We start from the raw sequence: 24,538 nt of genomic DNA, 5'->3' as shown, positions 1-24,538 counted from the left end.
ATGTCGGAGATTATGCAATGCAATATACCAAACTTGGTAATAGCGACCTGATGGTCTCCCGTATCTGTATGGGATGTATGGGCTTTGGTGATCCCACCATTGGACAGCATAACTGGACACTGGGAGAAACCGAAAGCCGCGATATCATTCGATATGGTCTAGAAAACGGCATCAATTTTTATGATACCGCCATTGCCTATCAACTGGGTTCGAGTGAACGTTATGTCGGCAAAGCCCTGCGCGATATGGCTAAACGCGATGAAGTGGTGGTTGCCACCAAATTCCTGCCACGGACAAAAAAACAAATTGCCGACGGGATAAGCGGCCAGCAGGCTATCGCCCAATCACTCGATACCAGCCTGCACAATCTCGGCATGGATTATGTCGATCTCTATATCTACCATATCTGGGACTATAACACGCCGGTTCTGGAAGTGCTGGAAGCCCTGGATCGTGCCGTCCGCACTGGGAAAGTCCGTGCCATTGGCATTTCCAATTGTTATGCCTGGCAGCTCGCCAAAGCAAATGCGCTGGCTGAACGCGAGGGTCTGACCCCGTTCGTTTCGGTGCAAAGTCATTACAACCTGATTATGCGTGAAGACGAGCGCGAACTGTCTGGATTATGCCATGAAGACAATATCGCCATGACGCCTTACAGCGCATTGGCGAGCGGACGCCTTTCCCGCCAAAGCGACGTACAAACCCAGCGAGCAACTAAAGATGATTATGCGAAAGGCAAATACGATAAAACCGCCGGGCAAGACCAGATAATCATTGACCGCGTGGCTGAACTTGCCGCCCGTCATCATATCTCAATGACGGAAATTTCTCTCGCATGGTTATTAACAAAAGTGACTGCCCCTGTAGTGGGCGCAACGAAAAAGCACCATATAGAGGGTGCAGTAAAAGCGGTGGAGCTCGCCCTGAGCGAAGAAGAAATCATCTTCCTTGAGGAATGTTATTTGCCACATAACCTTTCCGGCATCATGGCACAAAATACGCCTCAGACTAAAGACAATAAACAGGTGTGGACGCGCTGATATCGCCTCTGAATCATGCATAAATTAATCGATAATTATTTATTCACTTAACAAGAGAATACCGCATGTTAAAAAAAATAATGTTGTCTGCTCTGGTGATGGCGTCCATGACAGCTCACGCCATGGCGAGTCGCCCTGCTTATTATGTTGCTGAATTTCAGGCCACGGATCCGCAAGGAATCAAACCCTATAGCGAACAGGTTGAATCGACGTTTAAACCTTATAGCGGACGCTTTATTGTTCGTGGCGGAGTGCTGGATGTCAAAGAAGGCTTCGGTGCACAGGGGCGACTGGTTATCATCAAATTTGACAGCTTAAAACAGGCACAGGACTGGTACAATTCTGCAGGGTATCAGAAAATTATTCCGATCCGTCATCGCTCAGGTAATTCACGTACTTATATTGTCGAAGGACAGCCTGATTAAGCATAAATATCCGCCTCTATTAATCACTCATTGTTCATCATTATTATTTCATTCATTTGTGATAATTACTCATAACACTATCCTGAGAAATGGCATTCCAAATATATTGATGGTGGCGATACCATTTCATTATCCAGATTACGGAGATAGACCAATGAGTAACGGTATTAAAAATAAAGTGGTTGTTATCACTGGTGCCAGCAGTGGCCTGGGCGAATGTACTGCACGCCACCTGAGTAAGCTGGGTGCCATTCTTGTTTTGGGTGCCCGCCGTGCAGAGCGCCTTCAATCACTGGTTGCCGATATTGAAAAACAAGGTGGTATCGCCATCGCCGTCGCCACGGATGTGACGCGTAAAGCACAGGTTGAAGCCTTGCTTAAGGCAGCGGTTGATAAGTTTGGTCGTATTGATGTGTTGCTCAATAACGCCGGGCTGATGCAGCAATCACGCCTCGACAGCCTGAAAACGGATGAATGGGACAATATGATTGATGTGAACTTAAAAGGGACACTATATGGCATCGCTGCCGCGCTGCCTTATATGCAGGCGCAAAAAAGCGGCCACATCATTAATGTCTCATCCGTTGCAGGCCATAAAGTGACGCCAGCGGGTTCAGTGTATTGCGCTACCAAACATGCCGTCCGGGCTATCAGCGAAGGGCTGCGCTCTGAAGTGAAAGCATGGAATCTGCGCACCACCATTATTTCGCCCGGCGCCGTTGCAACCGAACTGACCGATCATATTACGGAAAAAGACATTGGCCAGGGTATCCGTGATTTCTACCAACAGCATGCCGTAGGCGCGGATTCTTTTGCACGCGTTGTTGAATTTGCGATCTGTCAGCCTGCGGAAGTGGATATTAACGAAATCCTTTATCGCCCCACCAGCCAGGAACTCTAATTACCCTCACCGGTTCAAGGCGTGTCTGACCTGTGCAGTCACGCCTTTGGTGGCTGAACCCATCCAGTGACTGATGACGGGTGAATACACGCTCTCACTGGAGATATTGTTCGTCTCCCACTTTTTCCAGCCAGTTAACATTGGTTCCTTCGTTGCTGGTTTCCTGAATAGCGATATGGGAAACGCTGGTTGTTGACGTTGCGCCATGCCAGTGCCTTACGTACGCTGAGGAGCAGCAGGCCTGAACAGGGGATCGACCCATACCCGGCCGGTGAAGTTTTCCTGTGGTCTCTGAATAAAATCACGGCTGCCACTTTTAGAAATCGTCATCGCTGGCATCTCATTGGCCAGTGCCGATAACGAAAACAACAAGCCTAATGATAGTGAAAATGCAGCAGTTTTGTTCTTAAGCATCATAAACTCCATAAGGTTATTGAATAAAAAGGTCAACACTCACGATTTAAATTAAAAATAGATATTTCACCAGGCAGGTCTTTTCAATGTCATTATTTATAAAACCGCAATGCATCAAGCAGTAAACTAAAGGCTTTTGAAGGCTGTCTGCGTCCTGGATAATAGATATAATAGCCATCCCAGTAAGGACACCAGTCGTCAAGCACGCTGATCAGCGCCCCTGAATCGAGATATTGCTGGGCAATATCCCGTGGGACATAAGCCAGGCCATAGCCTTCAATAGCAGCATTTAATATTTGGTAGATCCGGCTAAATATGAGTTGCCCCTGCACTTTAACATTAATCCCCTTACCTTCTTTCTCAAATTCCCACGCATACAAATTCCCATGGGTTGGAAAGCGTAAATTGATACAGCTGTGTTTGAGCAGGTCGTTAGGCTGTTGCGGTTTATCATGATTCGCAAAGTATTCCGGCGCACCGACAACAGCAAAACGAACATCTGGCCCAATCTTAACGGATACCATCCCATTGGCGATTTGTTCCCCAAAGCGGATTCCTGCATCAAAACGGCCAGAGACAATATCAGTCAGCGTATAGTCATCAATAAGTTCCAGCTGAATTTCCGGGTAATCGCGTAAAAACTGACCAACTTTGGGCCAAATCAGGGTATTAATGGCGTAATCCGATGTTGATATACGAATGCAGCCTGCGGGTTGATTACTCAAATCCTTCAGGGACAGCAATTTATCCTGAATGCCATCGATGTATGGCCCGATATCATTCAGCATCGTCTCACCGACTGTCGTGAGTGAGACACTGCGTGTTGTTCGGGTAAGAAGTTTCACACCAAGCCGGCTTTCAAGCGTTCGCAGGCTATGGCTCAACGCGGATTGCGATATACCAAGCTGCGCGGCAGCTTTAGTGAAGTTCTGCAAACGTGCGACAACAATAAAAGCCGTAAGATCGTTCAAATTTTCTCGTGCCAAAAAGACCCCTTTCACTTGTTCAGATGGCAAAACTTTTAACCGCGATACCATTCTACTTGACACCAGGATTCGATCGGAGTCTTAACATTTTGCAGCATGATTAATGAGTAATTCTCATAACACTTTCAATTTATCGTTGCTTATCAAATGCCTTGTTTGCAGGTATAGTCCCTCCACTATTCAGGCAAAACCTATTTAGCTGGATTTTCACCCCCTCAGCTTATTGTTATTTCTGAAAAGAATTAGCGGCATCACTATTTTATTACATCGTCTGGTCATGCAATTTAATAACGGAGAATTAATCCGATGTTAAACGCTTCCCTTTTTAATTATCACCGCGCTAAAAATTTCGCCATCGTTACACTTCTTGGTTTGACATCTGCTTTTAGCGATGCAGCCCCTGACATTAGTGAGAAAAAGTCAATGCAAAGTTCTGATAATTCCCCGACGCAAGTGAAAACCGATATTTTGTCTGCTCGCCAGCAAGCCATTATTCCAGTGGCGGCATTCGGTGCAGCAGGCACCATAGACAAACTTAATACCGCGCTGGGCGAAAGCCTGGATGCTGGCCTGACAGTCAATGAAGTAAAAGAGGTTTTGATTCAACTCTATGCCTACGCGGGTTTTCCGCGCAGCCTGAATGCTCTTGGCGAGATGATGAAGGTACTGGAAAAACGTAAACAGCAAGGAATTGAGGATGTTCCAGGTAATGAACCGACGCGGGCTATTCCCGAAGGAAGCGCATTGCTTGAGGCTGGTACCCACAATCAGACATGCTTGTCTGGTGCCCCTGTCCAGGGACCACTGTTCGACTTTGCACCAACGATTAACCAATACCTCAGAACACATTTATTTGGTGATATTTTTGAGCGGGATAACCTCGACTGGCAAAGCCGTGAATTGGCGACGATAAGCATGTTGTCTGCCCTTCAGGGTGTCGATGCTCAGATACAGGCCCATATGCGGATCGGCATGAATACCGGTTTATCTGCAGACCAGTTACGCCATCTGACCCAGGTACTGGCGGAACGTGTCGATGAACAATCCGCACAACGCGCACGCGAAGCGCTGGAGAAACACCTTGCGACGGTTGCTGGAAAATAGAATCGATGCACGGTGCCTAGTCAAGGGCGGCACTGAAGGCAAGTATTACCGATCTCCAGTGGATTGTGGACAGCTATACCCTCGCGTTTGCCGCACTGCTTCTTATTGCTGGTTCGCTGTGTGATTTGATCGGTGCGCGCATGGCCCTTGGTGGCGGACTATCCCTTTTTGTGCTGGCATCAATAGCATGCGGGATGGCGATTGCCGTATTTGGTGCCATCCTTGCGCAATCCGTGTCTTTTATACCGGGTTTCCATATCAGCCTGATTCTGGCCGCTTGCCTGTCTCTGGGAACAGCGGTGATTGCATTCATAATTTGCCAGAACACACATTTTGAGTCGCCACTATGCAAATGAACCGAGCCGATATGGCAGATTTAATCTACTTTTGCGCCATCGCGCGGCACCAAAGCTTCAGCCGGGCCGCCATTGAACTGGGCGTCAGCGCATCTGCACTCAGCCATGCCCTGAAAGGGTTTGAAGCTCGCCTGGGTGTTCGTCTCCTGAACAGAACGACAAAAAGCGTCACACTGACAGAAGCGGGAAAAACCTTAGCACAGACGGTGCAATCACCCATTGAGACAATCGATTCGGCACTGGAGAAACTTAATTTATTCCGTGACACGCCTGCTGGTCGTATTCGCCTGAATGTCGCTGTTGAAGCGTCGACGTTATTGCTGGCCCCGATACTGCCTGATTTTGTCGACCTCTATCCTGACGTTGAACTGGATATTGTGGCCACCAACCGCATCGTGGATATGACGGAAGAAGGATTTGATGCCGGAATCCGTTACGGCGGCACAATCCCGGAAGATATGATTGCCCAACGCTTATCCGCTGATATCCGCTGGGTGGTGGCGGGTTCTCCGGAATATCTCGATCGTTTTGGGACTCCCCTGCACCCGAATGATCTCGACAAACATCGGTGTGTCAGTAACCGGTTGGGCGACAACCGCATCTATCGGTGGGAATTCGACCGGGGCGACGAATCGCTGGCGATTAAAGTACCGCCGCTAATCACGGTAGATCAGGCTGAGACCGGGCTTGTCGCGGTACTGAAAGGCGTGGGCCTGATGTATTACCCTGAGCCGTTAATTGCTAAATACGTCAAAGAAGGCAGCCTGCGACTGGTGCTTACCGATTGGGCCTCAATGGGTTCCGGTTTTCATATCTACTACTCCAGTCGCCGCCAGTTACCAACAGGTCTGAGACTATTAATCGATTTAATACGAAAAATTCAGCCGCTCGGCTTGTAATTGATTGATGAGAAAAACTCAGCACGACGTTAAATAAGCATAGCTGGTTTCATGGTGCCTGAGAAATTATGATAAAAATCATTAAGCGATGATATTTTCTCAGGAGACCATCTATGCAATATATCAATCTTGGACGCAGCGGTCTGAAGGTTTCACGACTTTGTCTGGGGTGTATGAGTTATGGAGAACCCAATCGTCTGCCACAGGCCTGGTCACTTGATGAAGAAGCGTCACGCCCTTTTTTCCGTCAGGCGCTGGAGGCCGGAATTAATTTTTTTGATACGGCGAATATCTATTCCGGCGGCAGTTCAGAAGAAATTGTCGGCCGAGCGCTTAACGACATGGCGCGACGTGATGAGATAGTTGTGGCGACCAAAGCGTTCTTTCCCTGGAAAAACTCACCCAATGCTGGCTTTCTTTCGCGGAAATCACTGATGCAGTCAATTGACAACAGCCTCACTCGCCTGGGTATGGATTATGTCGATTTATTCCAGATCCATCGCTTCGATCATAGTACGCCTGTCGAAGAAACCATGGAGGCCTTACATGATATTGTGAAGGCTGGTAAAGCCCGCTATATCGGTGCTTCATCAATGGAAGCATGGCGTTTTTCCAAAATGCAATACGTCGCTGAACGCCACGGCTGGACACGATTCATTTCCATGCAACCGCAATATAACCTGCTCTACCGGGAAGAAGAACGCGAGATGCTGCCGTTGTGTGAAGACCAGGGTGTCGGTGTTATTCCCTGGAGTCCAATGGCGCGTGGCAGGCTCACCAGAGACTGGGGCGAAGCAACGCTCCGTACCCAGAACGATGCTTTTGCGCTTAAGATGTATCAGAACACCGCAGAACATGACCGGCAGGTCGTCGAAGTCGTCACGCGTATCGCAACCTATCATGGTGTGCCGCGCGCCCATGTCGCGCTGGCCTGGTTGCTTTCAAAATCAGCAATCACATCCCCGATTATTGGCGCAACAAAACCAGACCATCTTTCAACCGCTCTTGGCGCACTGAACTTTTCGCTATCTGATGAAGAAATTGCTGCGCTGGAGGCACCTTATGTGCCACATCCTGTCGATGGCATTATTCCGCCACTGTCAGATCAGCCGCTCATGCTCTCCCCGGTTTAACTTTCAGGGATTAACATTTTATTGATTCCCGTACTTCATTGTTACGGGAATTAATTAAGTTAACAGGAAATTTTATATGCAATATACCCATCTCGGCCGTGCCGGACTGAAAGTCAGCCGCCTTTGTCTCGGCACCATGAATTTTGGCGATACAACTGATGAACAAACCAGTTTCAATATTATGGATGCCGCGATCGACGCTGGAATTAACTTTTTCGATTCTGCCGATGTTTATGGCGGTCCACAATCTCCGGACATGGCCAAAGGTTATGGTTTATCTGAAGAGATTATTGGCCGCTGGCTTGCCCGAAGTGGTAAACGAAACCGGATTGTACTGGCGACTAAAGTCTATCAGCCGATGGAAACCGGACCCAACGATAAATACCTTTCGGCTTATCATATACGCCGTGCCTGTGATGAAAGTCTGAGGCGTCTGAAAACAGACCACATCGATCTGTACCAAATGCACCATATTGACCGGTCTACGCCCTGGGAAGAAATATGGCAGGCGATGGAGCAACTGATCCGCGAAGGTAAGATTACTTATGTGGGCAGCAGCAACTTCGCAGGCTGGAATATTGCCACAGCGCAATGCTCAGCCATCTCACGTCATGTCCTCGGCCTGTCATCAGAACAAAGCCTGTATAACCTGACGCAAAGAAGCATCGAACTTGAAGTGATCCCTGCCATTCGCCATTTTGGCCTGGGCCTGATTCCGTGGAGTCCTCTGGGCGGCGGATTACTCGGTGGTGTATTGCAGAAGACACGCGAAGGCCGCAGGGCATCTCCGGCTATGGAGAAAAAAATTGCGCGTTTTCGCGAGCAACTGGAAGCCTGGGAAACGCTCTGCAATGATCTCGGCGAACGTCCGTCAGATGTGGCTCTCGCCTGGCTCTTGCATAATTCCGCAGTTACCGCACCCATTGTTGGCCCCAGAATACCGGATCAGCTCACCCAATCATTACGGGCATTAGATATTTCTTTATCTGAAGACACGCTGCGTTGCCTTGATGAAATCTGGCCGGGTCCGGGTGGACAAGCACCTGAAGCCTACGCATGGTAATAAAATAAGGTGGTTTCAACTGGCAGCACCTATTGCCGTGATAGTTAGCATGTTAACAATTTCAGCATTTATTGATAATATTGCAATAGTAACCATGGTTATCATTATCCCCATCGGAGGCACACAGTCTCCCACCCAAACAAACTAAGGAAATGACCATGAAAACTATCAAAGCAATGTCCATCGCCGCTGTCGCCACTCTTTCTCTGATGTCATTCGGTAGCTTCGCTCAGAGCGTCACTGCTTCTGACTTAACTCTGGATGGTGCTGAAGCGCAAATCGCTGCTCAGGCAGCACAACAGGGCGCACATTATAAAATTACTGAAGCCAGCAACAATAACTTCGTGCATATGACTGCTGAACTGTACAAATAACAGTTCATGTTACTTAGCAGTACCAGAAGGGGTCGCCACAGGGGCGGCCCCTTTTTTATGGTTCATACATGCGCAATAACTGTGACGCCTGTTCTATTTCCGGGTGCAGCCAGAAAAGCTGTAAAGGAGAGGAACAGCAATACCATTACTCTCCGTGCCATTGATCACGGGTGATGTTAAACATCAGGCTTGGTGGCAACCCATCAAAATCGCAGACCTTTTTGAGAAATGTCAGTCCCGCTTTCTCCAGCACCCTGCGTGAGGCAAGGTGGTGCTCACGAACGACACCCACAATTTCTTCCAGACCGACTTCTTCAAACCCATAGCGCAGCGCTCTTAAGGAAAGCTCGGTCGCATACCCTTTTCCCCAGGCGTCGGGGGCAAAGCGGTAACCCAGATTGTTCGTCTGGCGACCATCAAACTGGCTGACGAAGACACCGCCAAAACCGATAATTTTGTCGGGACTGGACTTTTCAAATATCGTCCAGTCACCGAAGCCGTGCTCTCTGTAGATATTCAAAGTACGTTCCAGCGCATGACGTGAATATTCAATATCAGGATGAGGTCCCCGGGGATTAAATTTATGCGTTTCCGGGTCACCATATATTCTGAACAAATCATCGAGATCGGCAGGAGTTGAGTGCCTGTACAGTAACCGCTCTGATTCCCAAAACATTCTTCTTCCTTAGTTTTTTTATGCGGTGAGACCTGTGGCTGAGCGAGTTTGCAGCCACAGGGAGACCTCAATCATCTTGATTACTCTTGCGGTAAAAATCGAGTGGAATATTAAGTGGATGTCTGACTCAGTTATCCACAGTTAAGGTGCATATCCGGCTCAACACCCTGTGGATAACAAAGATAATGCCGCGCAGGATGCCAGCTGGCGGAGAGGTGATCATTTCCCGACCAGCTGGCTACGCATTTAATAACAGTCTGGTACCAGCATACTCTCCGGAACGGGGTGCCGGGCATAATCAGCATGATGAATGCGCGAGGGTAAGGTAATTGGAGTACCTTCTTCAGCCTCGTAAGGCACCTGCTGCAACAGATGGGAAATACAGTTGAGGCGGGCTTTTTTCTTATCCACGCCCTGCACGATCCACCAGCGGGCTTCCTCAATGTTGGTCCGTTCCAGCATGATTTCTTTGGCTGCGGTGTAGTCCTCCCAGCGGCGGCGGCTCTCCAGATCCATAGGACTTAGCTTCCACTGTTTTAATGGATCATGGATACGGCTCAGGAAACGCGTCTCCTGTTCTTCATCGGTGATTGAAATCCAGTACTTCACGATCTGAATGCCGCTGCGGACCAGTAACCGTTCAAACTCCGGGGCGCTATGAAAAAACTCTTCGTACTCCTCGTCGCTACAAAATCCCATCACTTTTTCCACGCCAGCGCGGTTGTACCAGCTGCGGTCAAACAGCACGATCTCCCCCGCCGCAGGCAGATGTGACACATAACGCTGGAAATACCACTGCGAACGTTCACGCTCGCTGGGTGCAGGCAGCGCGGCCACCCGACAATAGCGGGGGTTCAGTCGCTGCATGATGCGCTTGATGACGCCCCCTTTACCGGCCGCATCGCGGCCTTCAAAAATCACCACCAGACGATGGCCCGTGCGGACCACCCAGTTTTGCAGCTTGACTAATTCACCCTGCAGATGCAGAAGCTCGCCAAAGTAACGGCGGCGCCAGGCCATTTCATGCGGGTCAGGCCGTGCTGCCGGATCCAGATCCTCCAGTTCCAGCTCAAGCGCTTCATCGTAACTGTCAAAGAACTCCTGCAAAAAACGCGCATCAGATTTATTGTTGTAATCAATTTCATGTGCAGACATCGTCTTATATCCCTGTCGAAGCGAGCGTTACAGTGAGACCATCATCCAGTAGAGAGCAGCGGAGAGCAGTGCAGCAGCAGGCAGCGTTAATACCCAGGCCAGCACCATGTTGCGAATCGTCCCCAGCTGCAGGCCGCTTTTGTTAGCCGCCATGGTGCCTGCAATGCCTGAGGAGAGCACATGTGTGGTGGACACCGGCAAACCAAAGGCATCAGCCGCCCCGATGGTGCCCATTGCGACCAGTTGAGCACTGACGCCCTGCGCGTAGTTAAGGTGGCTTTTGCCAATTTTCTCTCCCAGAGTAGCGACAATGCGACGCCAGCCCACCATGGTGCCCAGCCCGAGCGCCAGCGCCACGGCCACTTTGACCCAGGTCGGGATAAACTGCGTGGCCGCATTCAGTGCTTTCTCCAGTGCCTGAAGAGTCTGGTGCGTGGTAGCCGGTAAGGTCAGCGTCTTATCGGTTGTCAGATGTTTGATGGTCTGCGCGGCAAGATACATATCATCGCGCACAGCAGGCATCTGTTCAGCAGGAATGGTTTGCAACGAACCATAGTGGCTCAGCGTGTCCCCAATTCGTCCCGTGGTCTGCGCCAGCGCGGCTGGCACCATGGCATTGCTTTCACCCGTACGCAGATAGGTGGTCAGCACATCCGCCGCGGGTGCAGAGAGGGCAACCGACGTTTGCTGTAACAGCTGAGTTTTGCTGCTGTCTGCCAGCGCAATCATATGCGGAACTTCAGACTGCGGGAGGGCACGGTTAAGGGAATAGGTCACCGGCAGCGCAGCAACCAGAATCAGCATCATCAGTCCCATCCCCTTCTGCCCGTCATTCGAACCATGGGCAAAAGAGACACCAGTACAGGTCAGCACCATCAGACCACGGATCCATAATGGCGGAGCGCCCTTCTCTTTCGCCGTCTGAAACAGTTCTGGTTTTTTCACCAACCGCTTCATCAGCATCAACAGCAGAGCCGCACAGACAAAGCCTACGATCGGCGAAAGGATAAGCGCGTTACCGATATTTAACGCCTGGCCCCAGTTCACTCCGCTCATTGCGCTACGGCCATGCATCACCGCATTGGCAATACCGACACCAATAATCGAGCCAATCAGCGTATGGGAAGAGGACGCAGGCAACCCGAGCCACCATGTCGCCAGATTCCAGATGATGGCAGAGAACAACAGCGCATAAATCATGACAAAACTTTCACTGCTGCCCCCCTGAATAATTAATTCCACCGGCAAAAGAGAAATGATGCCAAAGGCGACCGCCCCGGTTGAGCACAGGACACCGAGAAAGTTAAAGATGCCGGACCACACCACTGCAACAGTGGGCGATAGCGAACGGGTATAAATGACAGTGGCGACCGCGTTGGCGGTATCGTGAAAGCCATTGACGAACTCAAAGCCCAGCGCGGCCAGCAGCGCAATACCTAAAAGAACGATGGGCAGATAGCTGCTAAATGTCAGCCCGGTTTGCTGAATATCGCCAAGGAATTGAGTTCCAGTGAAAATAAGACCAGCAATGATTAAAGCGCCAAAAAGAAATAACGGTTTTTTACTGTTTCCCTGATTCACTTCTTCGGAGGTGGATAACGGAGTCGCGGTAACACTCAAAGCCTGAGGCGTAACGTAATCGCTCATTAGTGAAAATTTCCTATAGATCGCTAAAGCAGCAAAAGCACAACGATTTGTGTGACCACCATATAGAAAATTTATGAAAGTTTTATGACAGAACTGTCAAAAAATCGTCACATAGAAAAGTAGGAAAAATCGTGAATTCATCATTAATTCATTAATAAACAATGAATTGAATTGAAAATGAAAAAATCTCAATTTCGTATTTGAGTTAGAGAATTGTCATAAACCTGTCACAAAACCCCGGATAATGATAACCAATGTTAACATTTACCATAGGTAATAATTATCTTTATAACGCCATCAAATCAGGGCCTCGTTAATTTAAGAGGCCCTTCTGGTGCTTATTTCGTCGTATATCCGCCATTGACCAGGATGGTCTGTCCGGTCATCCACCAGCCATCACTGACCAGAAAACGTACCCATGGCACGATGTCTTCAATATCTGTCAGGCCGGTTTTGCTGAAGGGGGAAAGTGCAGCGGCAGTTTTGTGGTAAGCCACCGCCTCCGCGCCCTCTGCCGGATAAAAGAACGGCGTATCCATCGGGCCGGGGCCGATCGCAGTGACCGATATACCACGTTCACCCAGTTCTTTCGAGGCAGCACGCGTGAAGTGCTCCACCGGGGCCTTCATCCCCGCATATGCAGCATAGAACGGCGTGTAAGCTCCCAGCAGCGATGTCACCAGGGTACAGATCTTTCCATTATCCTTGACATGCTTACCGGCTTCCTTCAGAAAGAAGAACGCAGTCTTCGCGTTAACCGCACTCATATCATCAAACTCTTCTTCCGTGATGTCTGCCATCGGCTTCTTCAGCACTTTACCCACGGTGTTGATGGCAATGTCAGGCCGACCCACTGCAGCCACAACATCGGTGAACAGTTTCTCCATCGCAGCGGCTGAGGTCAAATCCGCCTGAAAGGCGCAGGCCTCTACCCCGGAGGCCTGAATGGCGTTCACCGTGGCTTCGGCACCCTGTTGCGTAGCGGCACTGTTATAGTGAATGGCAACAGCGCGGGCCCCCTGCCGGGCAAAATCACGGGCAATCAATCCCCCGAGATTTTTCGCCCCTCCGGCGATAAGGACAGTTTTTCCTCTGATGGCATGGTCACTCATGATTCAGCTCCTGATGCAGTGGTTTTGCGGGCAAATCCCGTAATCAACAGCTTAATGTGAATGAAAAATAGATAAATACTGATAATCTGCATGCACTGTGCATAATTCACGAACAATCAGGGCCTATGGATACGGTTGATCTGTTTAAGATATTTCTCCGGGTGGCGGAAAACGGCAGCTTTATTCGGGCAGCGGAAACGCTCAATCGCCCCGCATCCACCATTTCGGCGGCGATCCGTGAGCTGGAATCCCGGCTGGGTACGCGCCTGTTCCACCGCACCACGCGCACCGTCTCGCTGACGCATGACGGCACTGCTTTCTACGCACGCTGCCAGGTGGTGGTTCAGGATATGGAAGAGACGGAGAATCTTTTCAAGCAGACCAGCAAAGAGGTGACCGGGAAGATCCGCGTCGATGTGCCCGGGCGGGTTGGCAGCCGCATTATTATTCCCGCCCTGAAGGATTTTTTTACCCGCCACCCGGGTATCCAGATTGAGCTTGGCGTCACCGACAGAAGTGTAAATCTTGCTGAAGAAGGCATAGATTGTGCAGTTCGCGTCGGCAGGCTGAATGACTCCGGTATGGTATCGCGTTGCATAGGCTATCTGAGCATCATTAACGTCGCGTCTGAGGCATATATGGCGGGTTCTGGTGAGTTGACCTCACCTGGTGAACTCAACCGCTATGCAGCTGTAGGGTATGCCTCACCCACCACTGGTCGCCGGGAGCGCTGGGAATGGGTGCAGGAAGGAGAGATCCTCAATGCCGACGTTAACAGCCAGCTCACCGTGAACAGCGCTGAAGCCTATATTGCCGCCTGCGTTGCGGGTCTGGGTATCATTCAAATCCCTGAGTATGACGTCAGTGACCTGCTGGCGGCGGGGGCACTGCGCCAGGTAATGACCGATTTCCGACCAGGTCCGCTGCCTGTAAGCATTCTGTACCCTCATCGGCGACACCTTTCCCGCCCTTTACGCTTATTCACCGACTGGCTGACTCCGCTGTTGCAGGAAAAGATGAGCCTGCTGCCTGCGCAGTAAGGTCTCTCCTTACCTTTTTCAGTCAACCAAATCCTGCAGTTCACTGGCAGTGGTACGGCTGGAAAATCTATTCAACTCGCCGAACAGCGGATCCCACTTCTGAATATCCAGATGCGCGATAAGATCTTCACGCGCAAACGGGTCCGTATTGACCATCGCCTGAACCTCATCCAGCGTGTCTGCCTGGAAAACCAGAAAACCTGCCCGTAACGGGGTGTTCTTCAGAGGTCCGGAAGCCAGCAGTTTCCCCTGATTGATCAATACCTTCAGATAAACCACATGTTCACGAACAAAGGCATTCCACTCCGTGCCATCCGGATGATCCATTCTGACCACATAGATACCCATCATTACCTCCGATATGTTGATTAGGAAAAAACCAGCATAATGAGCACTGACAGTATTTAAAACAGACCATCATTGCGTTCTGAAACAACCAGGGGTTGTTAATGCTTGATAAACTTACCGGTATGCGGACCTTTGTCGCTGCGGTCCAAACCGGATCTTTCGTCGCCGCCGCAGACAAACTCAGCATGTCGCCACAGATGGTGGCACGCCATATCGCCGCGCTGGAACAGCAGCTGGCGACCCGCCTGCTGAACCGGACGACACGCAGGCAAAGCCTGACGCCTGCGGGTTGCCAGTATTTCAGGCGATGCGAGGCTATCCTGAAGGCGATTGAAGACGCCGAGCATGAGGCCAGCGGTACCACCGACGTCCCTTCGGGCACGCTGCGACTCAACGCCCCGGTCACGTTCGGCCGCTATGCCTTAGTGAATTTTCTCAGCCAGTTTCTCCAGCGTTATCCGCAAATGAGCATTGAACTTACGTTGTCCGACGAAGTTATCAATCCGGCAGCGGAGAGTTTTGATATGGTTATCCGTATCGGTGATCTGGATAAAAACCTTCGCTTTGCGGCAAAACCGTTACCCGCCTGGCGGCTGATTGCCTGTGCCGCGCCTCAATACCTGGCAAAACATGGCTGGCCACAGCATCCCTCCGATCTGCACCATCACGAGTGTCTGGGCTTTTCCCCCTGGCCTGCGGGACTCACCCATCAATGGCCATTCCTCAGCACGGAGGGACTCACTGGTGTGACAATCAACTCCCGCCTGACCATTAACGACTGGGGTGCCATTCTGGAAGCGGCAATCCAGGGAACGGGCGTGCTGATTGGTTATGAAAGGGGGCTTGAGCAACCGATTAAACAGGGGCAGCTCGTCACACTTTTGGCGGACTATAAAATTCCCGAGCGGGCGATGCATCTGCTGTATGACCCTTCCCGCGCCAGCGAAACCCGTTATCAGGTTTTCATTGATGAGTTGTGTGAGTTTTTTAACTGATTGATCTGGCTGAAGGACAGAATGTTTGCACTACACTTTACTCCCAACAGTGCTAATGAAAGGAGTTCTTATGAAGCTATGGCATGTTGTGACCGGTGTTGCTATCGCGCTGAGCCTGGTTGCCTGCAAATCGCCCACACCGCCGAAAGGGGTAACGCCCGTCACCGGTTTTGACGCCAGTCGTTATCTGGGAAAATGGTACGAGATAGCCCGTCTCGAAAATCGCTTCGAACGTGGGCTTGAACGCGTCACCGCCACCTATGGTAAGCGCAGCGATGACGGAATCAGCGTACTCAACCGGGGTTACAATCCACAGACGCAAAAATGGCAGGAAAGTGAGGGCAAAGCTTACTTTATCGGTGATCCGGCCACCGCCGCCCTCAAAGTTTCATTCTTTGGACCGTTTTATGGCGGTTATAACGTGATCAGACTGGATGAGAATTACCAGTACGCGCTGGTGAGTGGCCCCAACCGTGATTATCTGTGGATCCTCTCCAGAACCCCCACCATCCCGGATGCAGTGAAACAGGATTACGTTAACACGGCGCGAAAACTGGGCTTTCGGGTTGATCAACTGTTATGGGTGAAGCAGTAAAATCCTTATTCATCAGAAAGTTGAGTCCGTCCTGCCTGGCAAACCACACCAGACAGGACAGTCAACGCGCTACAACTATTTGCGTTGTTTTCTGCGCATCAGTAGCAACAAGGCCAGCAATACAATCACGCCACCAGCAATCATGCCGCCTTTGGCCACGGCCAGCAGCGATGACGGTTTGCCACCCGCACGCAGTTCCTTCACCCGCTCCTCTGTCGTCTGTACCTTAGCGTCGCCAAAGTTCTGGAACAGGTAGTTCACCAGAGTCGCAACCTGCTTGTCATCCATCTGACGAGAGAAGGCAGGCATTGCCTGGCCCTTGTCCGGCACCAGACCATCCAGAACCGCCATCACGGCGTTATCCGCCACCGGACGGCGGAACACCGCGTTGCCATAAAGCGCTGGCAAACCGTTACGCCCTTCCCCTGACAGCTGGTGACAGGTGGCACAATGGTTGTTGTACAGCGTGGCCCCTTCTGATGCATGACCTGACATCAGATCGAATTCACTCATCGGTTTTGCCGGAGGAAGCTGCGCTTTATCAGAGGTAGGATTGATTTGCTGGGCCGGTACATCGCGCAGATAGGTCGCGATAGCGCTAAGATCCGCCGATGACAAATGACTGAAGCTCTTGTTAATCGCCTCCAGCATCGGACCGCCCGCCTGCGAACCTTCACCGGAATTACCGGTTGAGAGATAAGAAATCAGCGCTTTGTCAGACCAGCTACCAATCCCCGCATGCACATCAGAGGTGATATTCGGCGCAAACCATGTCCCCAGTGAGGCACCCGCCAGCGACTTATCTGACTGCTCAGCCATCAGCACATTACGTGGGGTGTGGCAGGTTGAACAGTGAGCCAGCCCTTCTACCAGATAAGCCCCACGGTTCCATTCAGCAGATTTACTGCTATCTGGCGTGAACGGTTTACTGTCGGCAAACAGCAGATTCCAGCCCGCCATCGACAGACGGATATTGAACGGGAATGGCAGGTCAGTCTGCGGCCCTTTGTCATCAACCGGCTGCACGCCATGCATAAAGTACGCGTACAGCGCCTTCATATCCTCGTCGGTAATCTTTGCATACGAGGTATACGGCATGGCCGGATAGAGATTAGCCCCGTCCTTACCTACACCGTGTCGCACCGCCTTTTCAAAATCACTCAGGCTGTAATCGCCAATACCGGCGGTTTTAGAAGGGGTGATGTTGGTGCTGTAAATGCTGCCCAGCGGAGTCTGTAGTGACAATCCACCGGCGAACGGTTTACCCGCAGGCGCGGTATGGCAGGCACCACAGTCTCCGGCGGTCGCCAGGTACTGGCCTTTGGCGATTAACGCGGCTGAGGAATCATCATCGGCATGAGCCGATGCGCTGAGTGACAGTGCCAGAGCCAGTCCGGTCAGGCTTAAAGAAAGCGATTTTTTCATGGTGGCTCTCCTTAAATTTTGCCCAGAATGGCGTCGGCGGTACGTAAGCCAAGCGCGCATGCTGTCAGGGTGGAGTTGGCGGTCGCGACCGTCGGCATCACCCCGGTCGAGACCATATACAGGTTGTCGTATTCCCAGGCTTTACCGTGATGATCAGTCACTGAGGTTTTCTCATCGAAACCCATCGCCAGCGTGCCGGTAATATGCTGGTTATTACTGTAAACCCCCGGCGTGGAGTAACGCACATCAGTGGCACCCAGCATCCTGGCAATATCGGCATACACCGCCAGAGAGTGCTGCATCCCTTTCTCAACATAACTATCAAATGAGTAGGAGAACGACGGCGTCGGCAGACCCAGCGCATCCTTTTTCGAGGTGCTCAGCATGGTGCGGTTATTCGGATCGGGCAGCTGTTCAAGAACGTTTTTAATACTCAACTCGTGAGAAGCACGGAAACGGATAGCATCATCCAGCGCCTGCCCGGTAAGGCCCTCTTTGATCGCGCCAGCAGTGACACCAGCAACCCGTGATGAGTTGGAAATATCGATACGGAACGCGGCAGATTCAGAACGGAAAGCACCGTCACGCAACTGCTGAATAGAAGACGGGCTCATCGGGCCACGACCCGGCCACAGTGGCTCATCGACATAAAAGGTTGCCGAATTGGAAGGGTGATCCATCAGGTTGCGTCCCACCTGGTCATAGTTATTGCACAGACCATGCGGGTTTTTCGCATCGGCGGAGAGGAACAGAATTTTGGATGATTCGATCGCGTTGGCGGCCAGCACCACGATCTCGGCTTCCACCCGATGCGATTGCTTATTCCAGTCGTAATAATGTACGGCGGTTATTTTGCCATGACCGTTCTGCTCCAGCTTATACACCACCGCTTGGGGAAGCAGCTGAACGCCCGCTTTTTCCGCGGCATCGGCGGCGATACCGCCGTGATACTGAGCATCAATCGGGCAGATAGGCATGCAGTTGTTATTGCCGCAGCACTGAGGACGTCCATCATAAGGCAGCGAATTGCGTCCGGTGGTGTTGGTCAGCACTTCATACTTTGGTGCCAGACGATCCGTGACGCGTTGTTCCAGATAAGATTTTTTCACCCCAGGCATTGGAAAGGGCTGTTTGCGCGGCGAATATTTTGCCATTTCGTCCGGACCGGACACGCCCCACAGCAGCTCGGCCTCATAATAATAAGGTTCCAGGTCGTCATAGCTGATCGGCCAGTCACGCCCGACCCCGTACTGGGTTTTCAGCCGGAAATCGGCGGGAACCAGGCGCCATGCCTGTGCTGCCCAGTGCCAGCTGGTACCGCCCACCACGCGCAGATATTCAGGTTTGTAGGCCTGTGGACCGGTCTGATCGAGGTAACCGTTATCTTCCGGTTTGTAATCCGGAAAGGGGGCGATTTTTGAGTTGGGATAGGGGGCAATAAAATCGTCTTTACGTGCCGAGTGGCGAAAATTGCTGACGATGGTATCGCGCTGAATACGTGGACCCGCTTCCAGCATCAACACTTTGCGTCCGGCCAGCGCCAGCTTACGAGCGGTTAATGCGCCCACCACACCGGAACCGATGACAACAACATCAGTAGTAATAGTTTCAGACATGTCAGTGACTTATTCTCAGTAGATGGATTTAACCGATGGTTAACGGTGGTTTTGCAGCCCAGCTGCCATACGCGCCATAGGCGTAGGTCGGTGGCCTGAGTACGTCGGCAACAACCTGATTCGCGAAGGCTTCGACATAAGCCACGCAGATGGCCTGATCGCCTTTGCCGACAATGCCCAGATACCAGCCCGTCAGAATGTCGGCGGGAAGATGCGCGACATCGGCCATGGAAGAGTCCGCTGCCAGCTTGCTGCTGATCTCGCTGGCATTCAGAGACTGCTGTTCAATCCACTGCTGAAGTTTGCTGACTTTACTGCTGAAGTTACTGTCGATTCTGGAGAAAGCGGAGAGGAGAACCCGGGTGAAATTTTCCGGGAGTTGCGCTTTTCCGGTCAGAAGCGTGGAGATTTTGGTGAAATCATCATCCGGGGAAGCGCTTGCATAAGAGGGAAACACTGGGATAACCGCAGCCGCAGCCAGTACCCCCATGCCTTGCAACAAACGCCTGCGCGAGACACGACCTGATTGCTCAAACATAAATTTCCTGCCAATTATGATTTGTTGTTATGACTCAATAGCCATCAATGCCAGGTAACGCCTGCCATTTACGCTAAAGATCTTTTAATACCTCAATCATTATAGGGTGATAAAATTTAACATGGATCACAAAACCGCAGAAAAATGATAACCATTAACACTAATGGTTATCATTGTTTCATGAATGGTAACAGCATGTGTTTGTACAACAGGGTTGGCAGGCGATTGGCAAAGCCAGCGCTTGTGCTGGCCTTATCACCATTTTTTCACTGCTAACGGGTTCAGCGCTTTTTTCTCAGAGGGATGCAGGCGCTGCCATAATCCCTGCTCCCACGCCAGATACTGGCGCGCCGCCGCTTTATTTCCCTGGTGTCTGTCGTGGGTGAAAAAGAGGTAATCGATACGTTCTGCATCGGGCGGGGAATCTGGCGTGACATCAACCTCCCCTCCCGCCTCCAGCCAGGTAGCAACGCCACCCTCAAGCCATCCCAGCGGATGACCCTCCACTGCCAGCCAGGCGGCCTGCTGTGGATCATCACTGATGATCACCACATCGCTGACATCGGCATCAATCCTATGTGGGCGGCTGATCCAGACGCTGCCGGGAATGTGTCCGTTGCGATAATCCTGGCTGCTGCGAATATCCCAGATTCGCAACGGGCGCGATCTCTGCCATTCCCGTAACTGTTTCACACTAATGCGCGCCAGCACCGGGGCAACAGACGGGTTCAGGTCGAGCTGGATCTGCTCACGCAATCCGGCCTCAATGCCACCCTGCAGGATATACGCTTTGTGCCCCATCTGCTGTAACCAATACGCGGTCACTGGCGCGCGCACATTCTCCGTGTCGAGCAGTACCAGTCGGGCATTACGCACGCCGACATACTGATCGGTGGCCTGCTGCAACTGGCCGCCAGGCGCATGTTGTGCACCAGGTAATGTCCCGTCCAGGAACTCCGTTTCCGTACGCACGTCCAGTAAATAGACGCTGTCCTGTGCCGCTATCCAGCTTTTCACCTGTTCAGGTGAAACCCAGCTTGCACCCGCCGCTTCTGCCAGCGCGCTGGCGTGGCTCCTGCGATCCGGATTTATTGCAGTGTCATCGGCATAACGGCGGGTCTGTCCATGCTCAAGAGGATAATCCGCCAGCATCCAGCCTTGGGTACCGTTCTCCAGCGCATACACCGGGTTTTTAATGCCGAGATCGATCAAGGTTTGTGCGCCAATAATGCTGCGTGTTCTTCCGGCGCAGTTCACGACAATCGGTGTGCTCTCATCCGCCAGCAGGCCATTGATGCGCACACTCAGCTCACCGTTAGGGCAACAGATGCTGCCCGGAATACTCATTTTCTGGTACTCGCTAAACGGGCGTCCATCCACAATCAATAGTGGCTCCTGGCGTTGAAGATGCTGATGCAACGCCAGGGCCGAGATGGCGGGCGTGTGGCGTATCGCTTCCACCTGCTCACCAAATGTTTTCGAGGGCAGGTTTACCCCTTCAAACAGGGCGTATCCAGCGGCTGACCAGGCCTGAGTTCCCCCGGCCAGCAAATAAACCTGCTGATACCCCAGGGCCGTCAAACGGCGCACCGCTGCTGCCGCAACCCGGCTATATCCATCGTCGTACACTACAATTCTGGCACGGTAGCTGGGAGCGAGCCTCGTGACATCCAGTTCCAGGCGGCTATAAGGCAATGGTACGGCAAAAAACAGATGTCCCAGCCCATATTCACCATGTTCCCTTACGTCAAAAATAGCCAGTTCCTGCCCGTCTCCCAGCCAGATCTCCAGCTGGGCGACATTAATTTCAGCGCTCATTTTCAGTCCTTGTTCTTCAATCAGTAGAGGTAGCTAATCGGAGGTGGGCGGTGATTAACGCGATAATCGCCGATTGCCCGATATTTCCAGGCGATGGGATCGTGTGTGGTGTGGGTGCGCGCATTGCGCCAGTGGCGATCAAAACCATGCTGGCGCAACGTCATCGATGCCCCACCAACATCAAACATGGTCTGGCAGGCAAACAATGCCGCTTCGGTGGCAATCGCCTTGGCCTCTGCGGTGATCACCGCCGCATCAATGGCGAGCTGTTCCATTTCCTCTGCTGTGGCACCGGAAAAACGCGCCACGGCAGCACGCTCCACCTGCTCTGCCGCCCACAATACCAGCGCTTCTGCGCTATGGGTGCGCGCGGCAATTTCACCCACTTTATGCAGCAGGTAAGGATCTTTATTGCCCTGCGGTTGCCCACTTTCCCGCACCGCCCGCACTTTACTGCGCGCCCAGCCAGCCGCATCGATCAGCGCGGCCTGAGCAATGCCGACTTCGATAGCGCAATGGATAATCTGCGACGCCGATCCGGTATGGTGCCGCTGCTGCTGCCACGGATGTACGCGCATGACCTCCTGTTCATCCACCCGCACCTGATGCAATTCGGTGCGGCCGCTGAGCGTGCCGCGCTGCCCCATGCCTGACCAGTCATCATGACGCACCACCCCGGCGCGGTCAGAGGGAATAACCACCAGCACCGACTGATCATTATCATCCAGCGCCAGCACCTTCAGCAGCTGCCCCATCAGTGCGCCGGTGCTGTAATGCTTCTCCCCGGACAGCACATAAGCGTCTCCGTTACGGCGTAAACGGGTACGCACTTCGCCGCGATATTGCCCACCCAGTTCCGCTGAGGCTCCGCCCACCAGGGTTCCCTGCGCCACCCGCGACAGAAAATGATCGCATTGCGCCGGGGTTGCCATCAGGCGGGTGCGTTCCACAAAGACAAAATGGGGTAGCATCGCCTGGGCGACAGAAGAGTCGCCCTGAGCTAGTGTAGCCACCAGCCGGGCTAAATCCGGCATCGTTCCACCTGCACCTCCATACTCCCGTGGGACGCGTAAGGCACCCAGTTGCAGATGACTGATGCGCTCAAAAGCAGAAAAGTTAGCTTGGCCGAGCCGATCATACTCGGCAGCTTCGGCGGCCAGCTGCTCACCAAGCGCTTTGGCCCGTGTGAGTAAGAACTCGGGTTCCAGACAGGGTGTGCTCATGATTATTTCTCCAGCCAGGCATCGGCCAGCGTCGAGTAGAACAGCATCGGGCCTTTGCGCAATCCCTGTAGTTTCTTCGAGTAAAAACCAAAGAACTTCAGTTCCAGCAGGTTGATGGAGGCAACATCGGTCTGCACCAGCTCCTGCATCTGCCAGATGTATTGCTTACGTTTCTCCACATCCCCTTCCTGCTGAATGCCTTCGATGATGCGATCCATCTCGGGATTGCTGTAGCCGGAATCATTACTGGAAGGCGTGCCGGGTTTGATGTTTTTGCTCCAGAAACGCCGCGTTACACCTATCTGCGGGTCGGGATAGGCGGAATACCATTGCGAGACGGTATCGAAATCATAATCACTGAACAGACGACGGATCATGGCCGCCAGTTCAAGATTGATCAGCTCCATCTCAATCCCGACCTTCTTGAGCTGCTGCTGCATATATTCCGCCGCACGCAGATAGACCTGACCGTAGGAGACCTCAGTAATATGGTTGATGCGCAGGCGCACGCCATCCGGCCCGCGCTTCAGGCCCGCGTCATCCAGCAGTTTTTCGGCCTTCTCGGGTGAAAACTCATGCTGCGGTAAGCTGGGTTTGAAGAACTGTTTCTGGAAGCTGGGCACGCAGCTTTCCGCCACATCGGCCAGCCCGTACCAGACAATGTCCGCCAGCCCTTTGCGGTCGATAGCATGGGCAAAAGCCTGACGCACCCGAATATCCTGGAAGGTTTTACGCCGGAAGTTGAAGTCAAAAAAGAATATCGGGGCCGGAACCTGCCAGCCCACGGTATCCAGCACCAGATTGGGGTTGGCAGCCAGGCGGGCAACATCGCTTTCCGCCACCGGGTTGTTGGCAGCAAACTGGATTTCATTACTCTCCAGTGCCACGCTGCGCGCACCCGCGTCCGGCAACATTTTAAAGATGATGCGATCGAGGTTGGGTTTCCCGCTATCCCAGTAATCCTCATTGCGTTCCAGTACAATATGGCTGCCGCGCACCCACTCTTTAAATTTAAAGGCCCCGGTGCCGATGGGTTTCACATTCCACGGATTGGTCAGCGGGTTGGTGCCTTCATAAAGGTGTTTCGGCACAATCTGGGTTTCCGTACCAAAAAGTACCGACCAGATAACCGGTGCCGGACCGGTAAGACGCAGGATCACGGTATGATCGTCGGGCGTCTCAACGGAGGTCACTTTGGCAAAGTTGGATGCACCACGCGGGTGGGTTTTCTTCACCACATTCAGAATCGACCATTCCACATCTGCTGAGGTAAAGGGATGACCATCATGCCACTTCACCCCTTTTCGCAGATGGAAGGTGATCGATTTACCGTCCTCCGACTGCTCCCACGACTCTGCCAGTTGCGGCTGCGGCTGATAATCTTTGTCATAGGTCACCAGTCCATCAAAGATGCTGGAAGAGACCACCACCGCCGGGCTGGAGATGTTGATCCCCGCCACCAGTCCCGCCGGTTCAGGCGTTACGTTGGCAAACAGCGTGCCACCTTTAATCACCCCGTCACCGGCTGACTGGCTGGCAACCTGGGCGGCTATCGCAGATGGCAGGAAGCCGGATGCCGCCAGTGCACCGCCACTGATAGCCATCATCTCCAGCAGACGACGGCGACTAAGATGCAACGAATCCGCAGATTTCAT

Annotated in this window: 25 protein-coding genes and 1 pseudogene; 12 read left to right on the top strand and 14 right to left on the bottom strand. The window is 52.1% G+C overall.

What is annotated here, in order from left to right:
* Positions 1-17: 17 nt before the first annotated feature.
* From PW844_RS12160 to PW844_RS12150, 3 genes are all read left to right on the top strand, one after another.
* Positions 18-1,040, top strand: a complete 1,023-nt coding sequence (locus PW844_RS12160; protein ID WP_299451875.1) for an aldo/keto reductase — start codon at positions 18-20, stop codon at positions 1,038-1,040.
* A gap of 65 nt (positions 1,041-1,105) precedes the next feature.
* Positions 1,106-1,465 (top strand): DUF1330 domain-containing protein, encoded by a 360-nt coding sequence (locus PW844_RS12155; protein WP_299451873.1) that lies wholly within the window; start codon positions 1,106-1,108, stop codon positions 1,463-1,465.
* Between the two features lie 154 nt (positions 1,466-1,619).
* Complete coding sequence (locus PW844_RS12150) at positions 1,620-2,366, top strand: SDR family oxidoreductase (protein ID WP_299452043.1); 747 nt, start codon at positions 1,620-1,622, stop codon at positions 2,364-2,366.
* A gap of 94 nt (positions 2,367-2,460) precedes the next feature.
* Here the strand turns inward: PW844_RS12150 and PW844_RS29440 are convergent.
* From PW844_RS29440 to PW844_RS12140, 3 genes and pseudogenes are all read right to left on the bottom strand, one after another.
* Positions 2,461-2,586 (bottom strand): annotated as a pseudogene (locus PW844_RS29440) (cupin domain-containing protein); the annotation flags it as partial.
* Complete coding sequence (locus PW844_RS12145; RefSeq protein WP_299451871.1) at positions 2,583-2,783, bottom strand: hypothetical protein; 201 nt, start codon at positions 2,781-2,783, stop codon at positions 2,583-2,585. The pseudogene PW844_RS29440 and the gene PW844_RS12145, both read right to left, overlap by 4 nt.
* 89 nt (positions 2,784-2,872) lie before the next feature.
* Positions 2,873-3,766, bottom strand: a complete 894-nt coding sequence (locus PW844_RS12140; protein ID WP_299451869.1) for a LysR family transcriptional regulator — start codon at positions 3,764-3,766, stop codon at positions 2,873-2,875.
* A gap of 423 nt (positions 3,767-4,189) precedes the next feature.
* Here PW844_RS12140 and PW844_RS12135 point away from each other — a divergent pair, with 423 nt between their 5' ends.
* The 6 genes from PW844_RS12135 (at position 4,190) to PW844_RS12110 (ending at position 8,695) form a co-directional block, all read left to right on the top strand.
* Positions 4,190-4,870: a carboxymuconolactone decarboxylase family protein gene (locus tag PW844_RS12135; RefSeq protein ID WP_299452040.1), complete on the top strand. Its 681-nt coding sequence runs from the start codon at positions 4,190-4,192 to the stop codon at positions 4,868-4,870.
* A gap of 65 nt (positions 4,871-4,935) precedes the next feature.
* Positions 4,936-5,226, top strand: coding sequence for a hypothetical protein (locus PW844_RS12130; protein WP_299451868.1), 291 nt, complete (start codon positions 4,936-4,938; stop codon positions 5,224-5,226).
* Positions 5,217-6,125, top strand: coding sequence for a LysR family transcriptional regulator (locus tag PW844_RS12125; protein ID WP_299451866.1), 909 nt, complete (start codon positions 5,217-5,219; stop codon positions 6,123-6,125). The genes PW844_RS12130 and PW844_RS12125 overlap by 10 nt, the downstream gene beginning before the upstream one ends.
* A gap of 113 nt (positions 6,126-6,238) precedes the next feature.
* A complete protein-coding gene (locus PW844_RS12120) occupies positions 6,239-7,258 on the top strand; it encodes an aldo/keto reductase (RefSeq protein WP_299451865.1) in 1,020 nt (339 codons plus the stop codon).
* A 76-nt stretch (positions 7,259-7,334) separates the two neighbouring features.
* Positions 7,335-8,321 (top strand): aldo/keto reductase, encoded by a 987-nt coding sequence (locus PW844_RS12115; RefSeq protein WP_299451864.1) that lies wholly within the window; start codon positions 7,335-7,337, stop codon positions 8,319-8,321.
* A gap of 158 nt (positions 8,322-8,479) precedes the next feature.
* Positions 8,480-8,695, top strand: a complete 216-nt coding sequence (locus PW844_RS12110; protein WP_299451863.1) for a YdgH/BhsA/McbA-like domain containing protein — start codon at positions 8,480-8,482, stop codon at positions 8,693-8,695.
* A 145-nt stretch (positions 8,696-8,840) separates the two neighbouring features.
* Here the strand turns inward: PW844_RS12110 and PW844_RS12105 are convergent, their stop codons facing one another.
* The 4 genes from PW844_RS12105 to PW844_RS12090 all read right to left on the bottom strand — a co-directional run bounded on the left by PW844_RS12105 (position 8,841) and on the right by PW844_RS12090 (position 13,285).
* On the bottom strand, positions 8,841-9,371 hold the full coding sequence (locus PW844_RS12105) for a GNAT family N-acetyltransferase (RefSeq protein WP_299451861.1): 531 nt from the start codon (positions 9,369-9,371) through the stop codon (positions 8,841-8,843).
* Positions 9,372-9,617: 246 nt separating this feature from the next.
* Positions 9,618-10,526: a polyphosphate kinase 2 gene (gene ppk2, locus PW844_RS12100; protein ID WP_299451859.1), complete on the bottom strand. Its 909-nt coding sequence runs from the start codon at positions 10,524-10,526 to the stop codon at positions 9,618-9,620.
* A 27-nt stretch (positions 10,527-10,553) separates the two neighbouring features.
* Complete coding sequence (locus tag PW844_RS12095) at positions 10,554-12,173, bottom strand: inorganic phosphate transporter (RefSeq protein WP_299451858.1); 1,620 nt, start codon at positions 12,171-12,173, stop codon at positions 10,554-10,556.
* A gap of 338 nt (positions 12,174-12,511) precedes the next feature.
* Positions 12,512-13,285 carry an SDR family oxidoreductase gene (locus PW844_RS12090; RefSeq protein ID WP_299451856.1) on the bottom strand — a complete coding sequence of 258 codons (774 nt, stop codon included), beginning with the start codon at positions 13,283-13,285 and terminating at the stop codon, positions 12,512-12,514.
* A 125-nt stretch (positions 13,286-13,410) separates the two neighbouring features.
* Here PW844_RS12090 and PW844_RS12085 point away from each other — a divergent pair, with 125 nt between their 5' ends.
* Positions 13,411-14,325: a LysR family transcriptional regulator gene (locus PW844_RS12085; RefSeq protein WP_299451855.1), complete on the top strand. Its 915-nt coding sequence runs from the start codon at positions 13,411-13,413 to the stop codon at positions 14,323-14,325.
* Positions 14,326-14,343: 18 nt separating this feature from the next.
* Here PW844_RS12085 and PW844_RS12080 read toward each other — a convergent pair whose 3' ends face one another.
* A complete protein-coding gene (locus PW844_RS12080; protein ID WP_299451853.1) occupies positions 14,344-14,676 on the bottom strand; it encodes a YciI family protein in 333 nt (110 codons plus the stop codon).
* Positions 14,677-14,774: 98 nt separating this feature from the next.
* Here PW844_RS12080 and PW844_RS12075 point away from each other — a divergent pair, with 98 nt between their 5' ends.
* Both PW844_RS12075 and PW844_RS12070 read left to right on the top strand, forming a co-directional pair.
* A complete protein-coding gene (locus PW844_RS12075; protein ID WP_299451851.1) occupies positions 14,775-15,668 on the top strand; it encodes a LysR family transcriptional regulator in 894 nt (297 codons plus the stop codon).
* Positions 15,669-15,738: 70 nt separating this feature from the next.
* Positions 15,739-16,263, top strand: a complete 525-nt coding sequence (locus tag PW844_RS12070) for a lipocalin family protein (protein ID WP_299451849.1) — start codon at positions 15,739-15,741, stop codon at positions 16,261-16,263.
* A 75-nt stretch (positions 16,264-16,338) separates the two neighbouring features.
* On the opposite strand, the gene PW844_RS12065 is transcribed toward PW844_RS12070, so the two are convergent.
* From PW844_RS12065 to PW844_RS12040, 6 genes are all read right to left on the bottom strand, one after another.
* The gene (locus PW844_RS12065) at positions 16,339-17,688 is read right to left on the bottom strand and encodes a cytochrome c (RefSeq protein WP_299451847.1); all 1,350 of its coding nucleotides are present in this window, start codon (positions 17,686-17,688) and stop codon (positions 16,339-16,341) included.
* An 11-nt stretch (positions 17,689-17,699) separates the two neighbouring features.
* Positions 17,700-19,304 carry a GMC family oxidoreductase gene (locus tag PW844_RS12060; RefSeq protein WP_299451846.1) on the bottom strand — a complete coding sequence of 535 codons (1,605 nt, stop codon included), beginning with the start codon at positions 19,302-19,304 and terminating at the stop codon, positions 17,700-17,702.
* Between the two features lie 28 nt (positions 19,305-19,332).
* Positions 19,333-19,842, bottom strand: a complete 510-nt coding sequence (locus PW844_RS12055; RefSeq protein ID WP_299451844.1) for a sugar dehydrogenase complex small subunit — start codon at positions 19,840-19,842, stop codon at positions 19,333-19,335.
* 255 nt (positions 19,843-20,097) lie between these two features.
* Positions 20,098-21,660: a rhodanese-like domain-containing protein gene (locus PW844_RS12050; protein WP_299451843.1), complete on the bottom strand. Its 1,563-nt coding sequence runs from the start codon at positions 21,658-21,660 to the stop codon at positions 20,098-20,100.
* A gap of 20 nt (positions 21,661-21,680) precedes the next feature.
* The gene (locus PW844_RS12045; RefSeq protein ID WP_299451841.1) at positions 21,681-22,883 is read right to left on the bottom strand and encodes an acyl-CoA dehydrogenase family protein; all 1,203 of its coding nucleotides are present in this window, start codon (positions 22,881-22,883) and stop codon (positions 21,681-21,683) included.
* Between the two features lie 2 nt (positions 22,884-22,885).
* Positions 22,886-24,538 (bottom strand): ABC transporter substrate-binding protein, encoded by a 1,653-nt coding sequence (locus PW844_RS12040; protein ID WP_299451839.1) that lies wholly within the window; start codon positions 24,536-24,538, stop codon positions 22,886-22,888.

The sequence above is a fragment of the Pantoea sp. genome (assembly GCF_028283705.1).
Taxonomy (GTDB): Bacteria; Pseudomonadota; Gammaproteobacteria; order Enterobacterales; family Enterobacteriaceae; genus Pantoea.
The sequence above is the reverse complement of the archived record's forward strand: the minus strand, read 5'-3'. Positions and strand labels throughout refer to the sequence as shown.

What these genes read in the sequence shown, in the direction of transcription:
- PW844_RS12060 (WP_299451846.1), bottom strand. Translation starts at nt 19,304, where the DNA reads ATGTCTGAAACTATTACTACTGATGTTGTTGTCATCGGTTCCGGTGTG.
- PW844_RS12110 (WP_299451863.1), top strand. Translation starts at nt 8,480, where the DNA reads ATGAAAACTATCAAAGCAATGTCCATCGCCGCTGTCGCCACTCTTTCT.
- PW844_RS12065 (WP_299451847.1), bottom strand. Translation starts at nt 17,688, where the DNA reads ATGAAAAAATCGCTTTCTTTAAGCCTGACCGGACTGGCTCTGGCACTG.
- PW844_RS12150 (WP_299452043.1), top strand. Translation starts at nt 1,620, where the DNA reads ATGAGTAACGGTATTAAAAATAAAGTGGTTGTTATCACTGGTGCCAGC.
- PW844_RS12070 (WP_299451849.1), top strand. Translation starts at nt 15,739, where the DNA reads ATGAAGCTATGGCATGTTGTGACCGGTGTTGCTATCGCGCTGAGCCTG.
- PW844_RS12095 (WP_299451858.1), bottom strand. Translation starts at nt 12,173, where the DNA reads ATGAGCGATTACGTTACGCCTCAGGCTTTGAGTGTTACCGCGACTCCG.
- PW844_RS12045 (WP_299451841.1), bottom strand. Translation starts at nt 22,883, where the DNA reads ATGAGCACACCCTGTCTGGAACCCGAGTTCTTACTCACACGGGCCAAA.
- PW844_RS12075 (WP_299451851.1), top strand. Translation starts at nt 14,775, where the DNA reads ATGCTTGATAAACTTACCGGTATGCGGACCTTTGTCGCTGCGGTCCAA.
- ppk2 (WP_299451859.1), bottom strand. Translation starts at nt 10,526, where the DNA reads ATGTCTGCACATGAAATTGATTACAACAATAAATCTGATGCGCGTTTT.
- PW844_RS12120 (WP_299451865.1), top strand. Translation starts at nt 6,239, where the DNA reads ATGCAATATATCAATCTTGGACGCAGCGGTCTGAAGGTTTCACGACTT.
- PW844_RS12155 (WP_299451873.1), top strand. Translation starts at nt 1,106, where the DNA reads ATGTTAAAAAAAATAATGTTGTCTGCTCTGGTGATGGCGTCCATGACA.
- PW844_RS12040 (WP_299451839.1), bottom strand. Translation starts at nt 24,538, where the DNA reads ATGAAATCTGCGGATTCGTTGCATCTTAGTCGCCGTCGTCTGCTGGAG.
- PW844_RS12135 (WP_299452040.1), top strand. Translation starts at nt 4,190, where the DNA reads ATGCAAAGTTCTGATAATTCCCCGACGCAAGTGAAAACCGATATTTTG.
- PW844_RS12090 (WP_299451856.1), bottom strand. Translation starts at nt 13,285, where the DNA reads ATGAGTGACCATGCCATCAGAGGAAAAACTGTCCTTATCGCCGGAGGG.
- PW844_RS12115 (WP_299451864.1), top strand. Translation starts at nt 7,335, where the DNA reads ATGCAATATACCCATCTCGGCCGTGCCGGACTGAAAGTCAGCCGCCTT.
- PW844_RS12125 (WP_299451866.1), top strand. Translation starts at nt 5,217, where the DNA reads ATGCAAATGAACCGAGCCGATATGGCAGATTTAATCTACTTTTGCGCC.
- PW844_RS12160 (WP_299451875.1), top strand. Translation starts at nt 18, where the DNA reads ATGCAATATACCAAACTTGGTAATAGCGACCTGATGGTCTCCCGTATC.
- PW844_RS12145 (WP_299451871.1), bottom strand. Translation starts at nt 2,783, where the DNA reads ATGATGCTTAAGAACAAAACTGCTGCATTTTCACTATCATTAGGCTTG.
- PW844_RS12080 (WP_299451853.1), bottom strand. Translation starts at nt 14,676, where the DNA reads ATGATGGGTATCTATGTGGTCAGAATGGATCATCCGGATGGCACGGAG.
- PW844_RS12105 (WP_299451861.1), bottom strand. Translation starts at nt 9,371, where the DNA reads ATGTTTTGGGAATCAGAGCGGTTACTGTACAGGCACTCAACTCCTGCC.
- PW844_RS12050 (WP_299451843.1), bottom strand. Translation starts at nt 21,660, where the DNA reads ATGAGCGCTGAAATTAATGTCGCCCAGCTGGAGATCTGGCTGGGAGAC.
- PW844_RS12055 (WP_299451844.1), bottom strand. Translation starts at nt 19,842, where the DNA reads ATGTTTGAGCAATCAGGTCGTGTCTCGCGCAGGCGTTTGTTGCAAGGC.
- PW844_RS12085 (WP_299451855.1), top strand. Translation starts at nt 13,411, where the DNA reads ATGGATACGGTTGATCTGTTTAAGATATTTCTCCGGGTGGCGGAAAAC.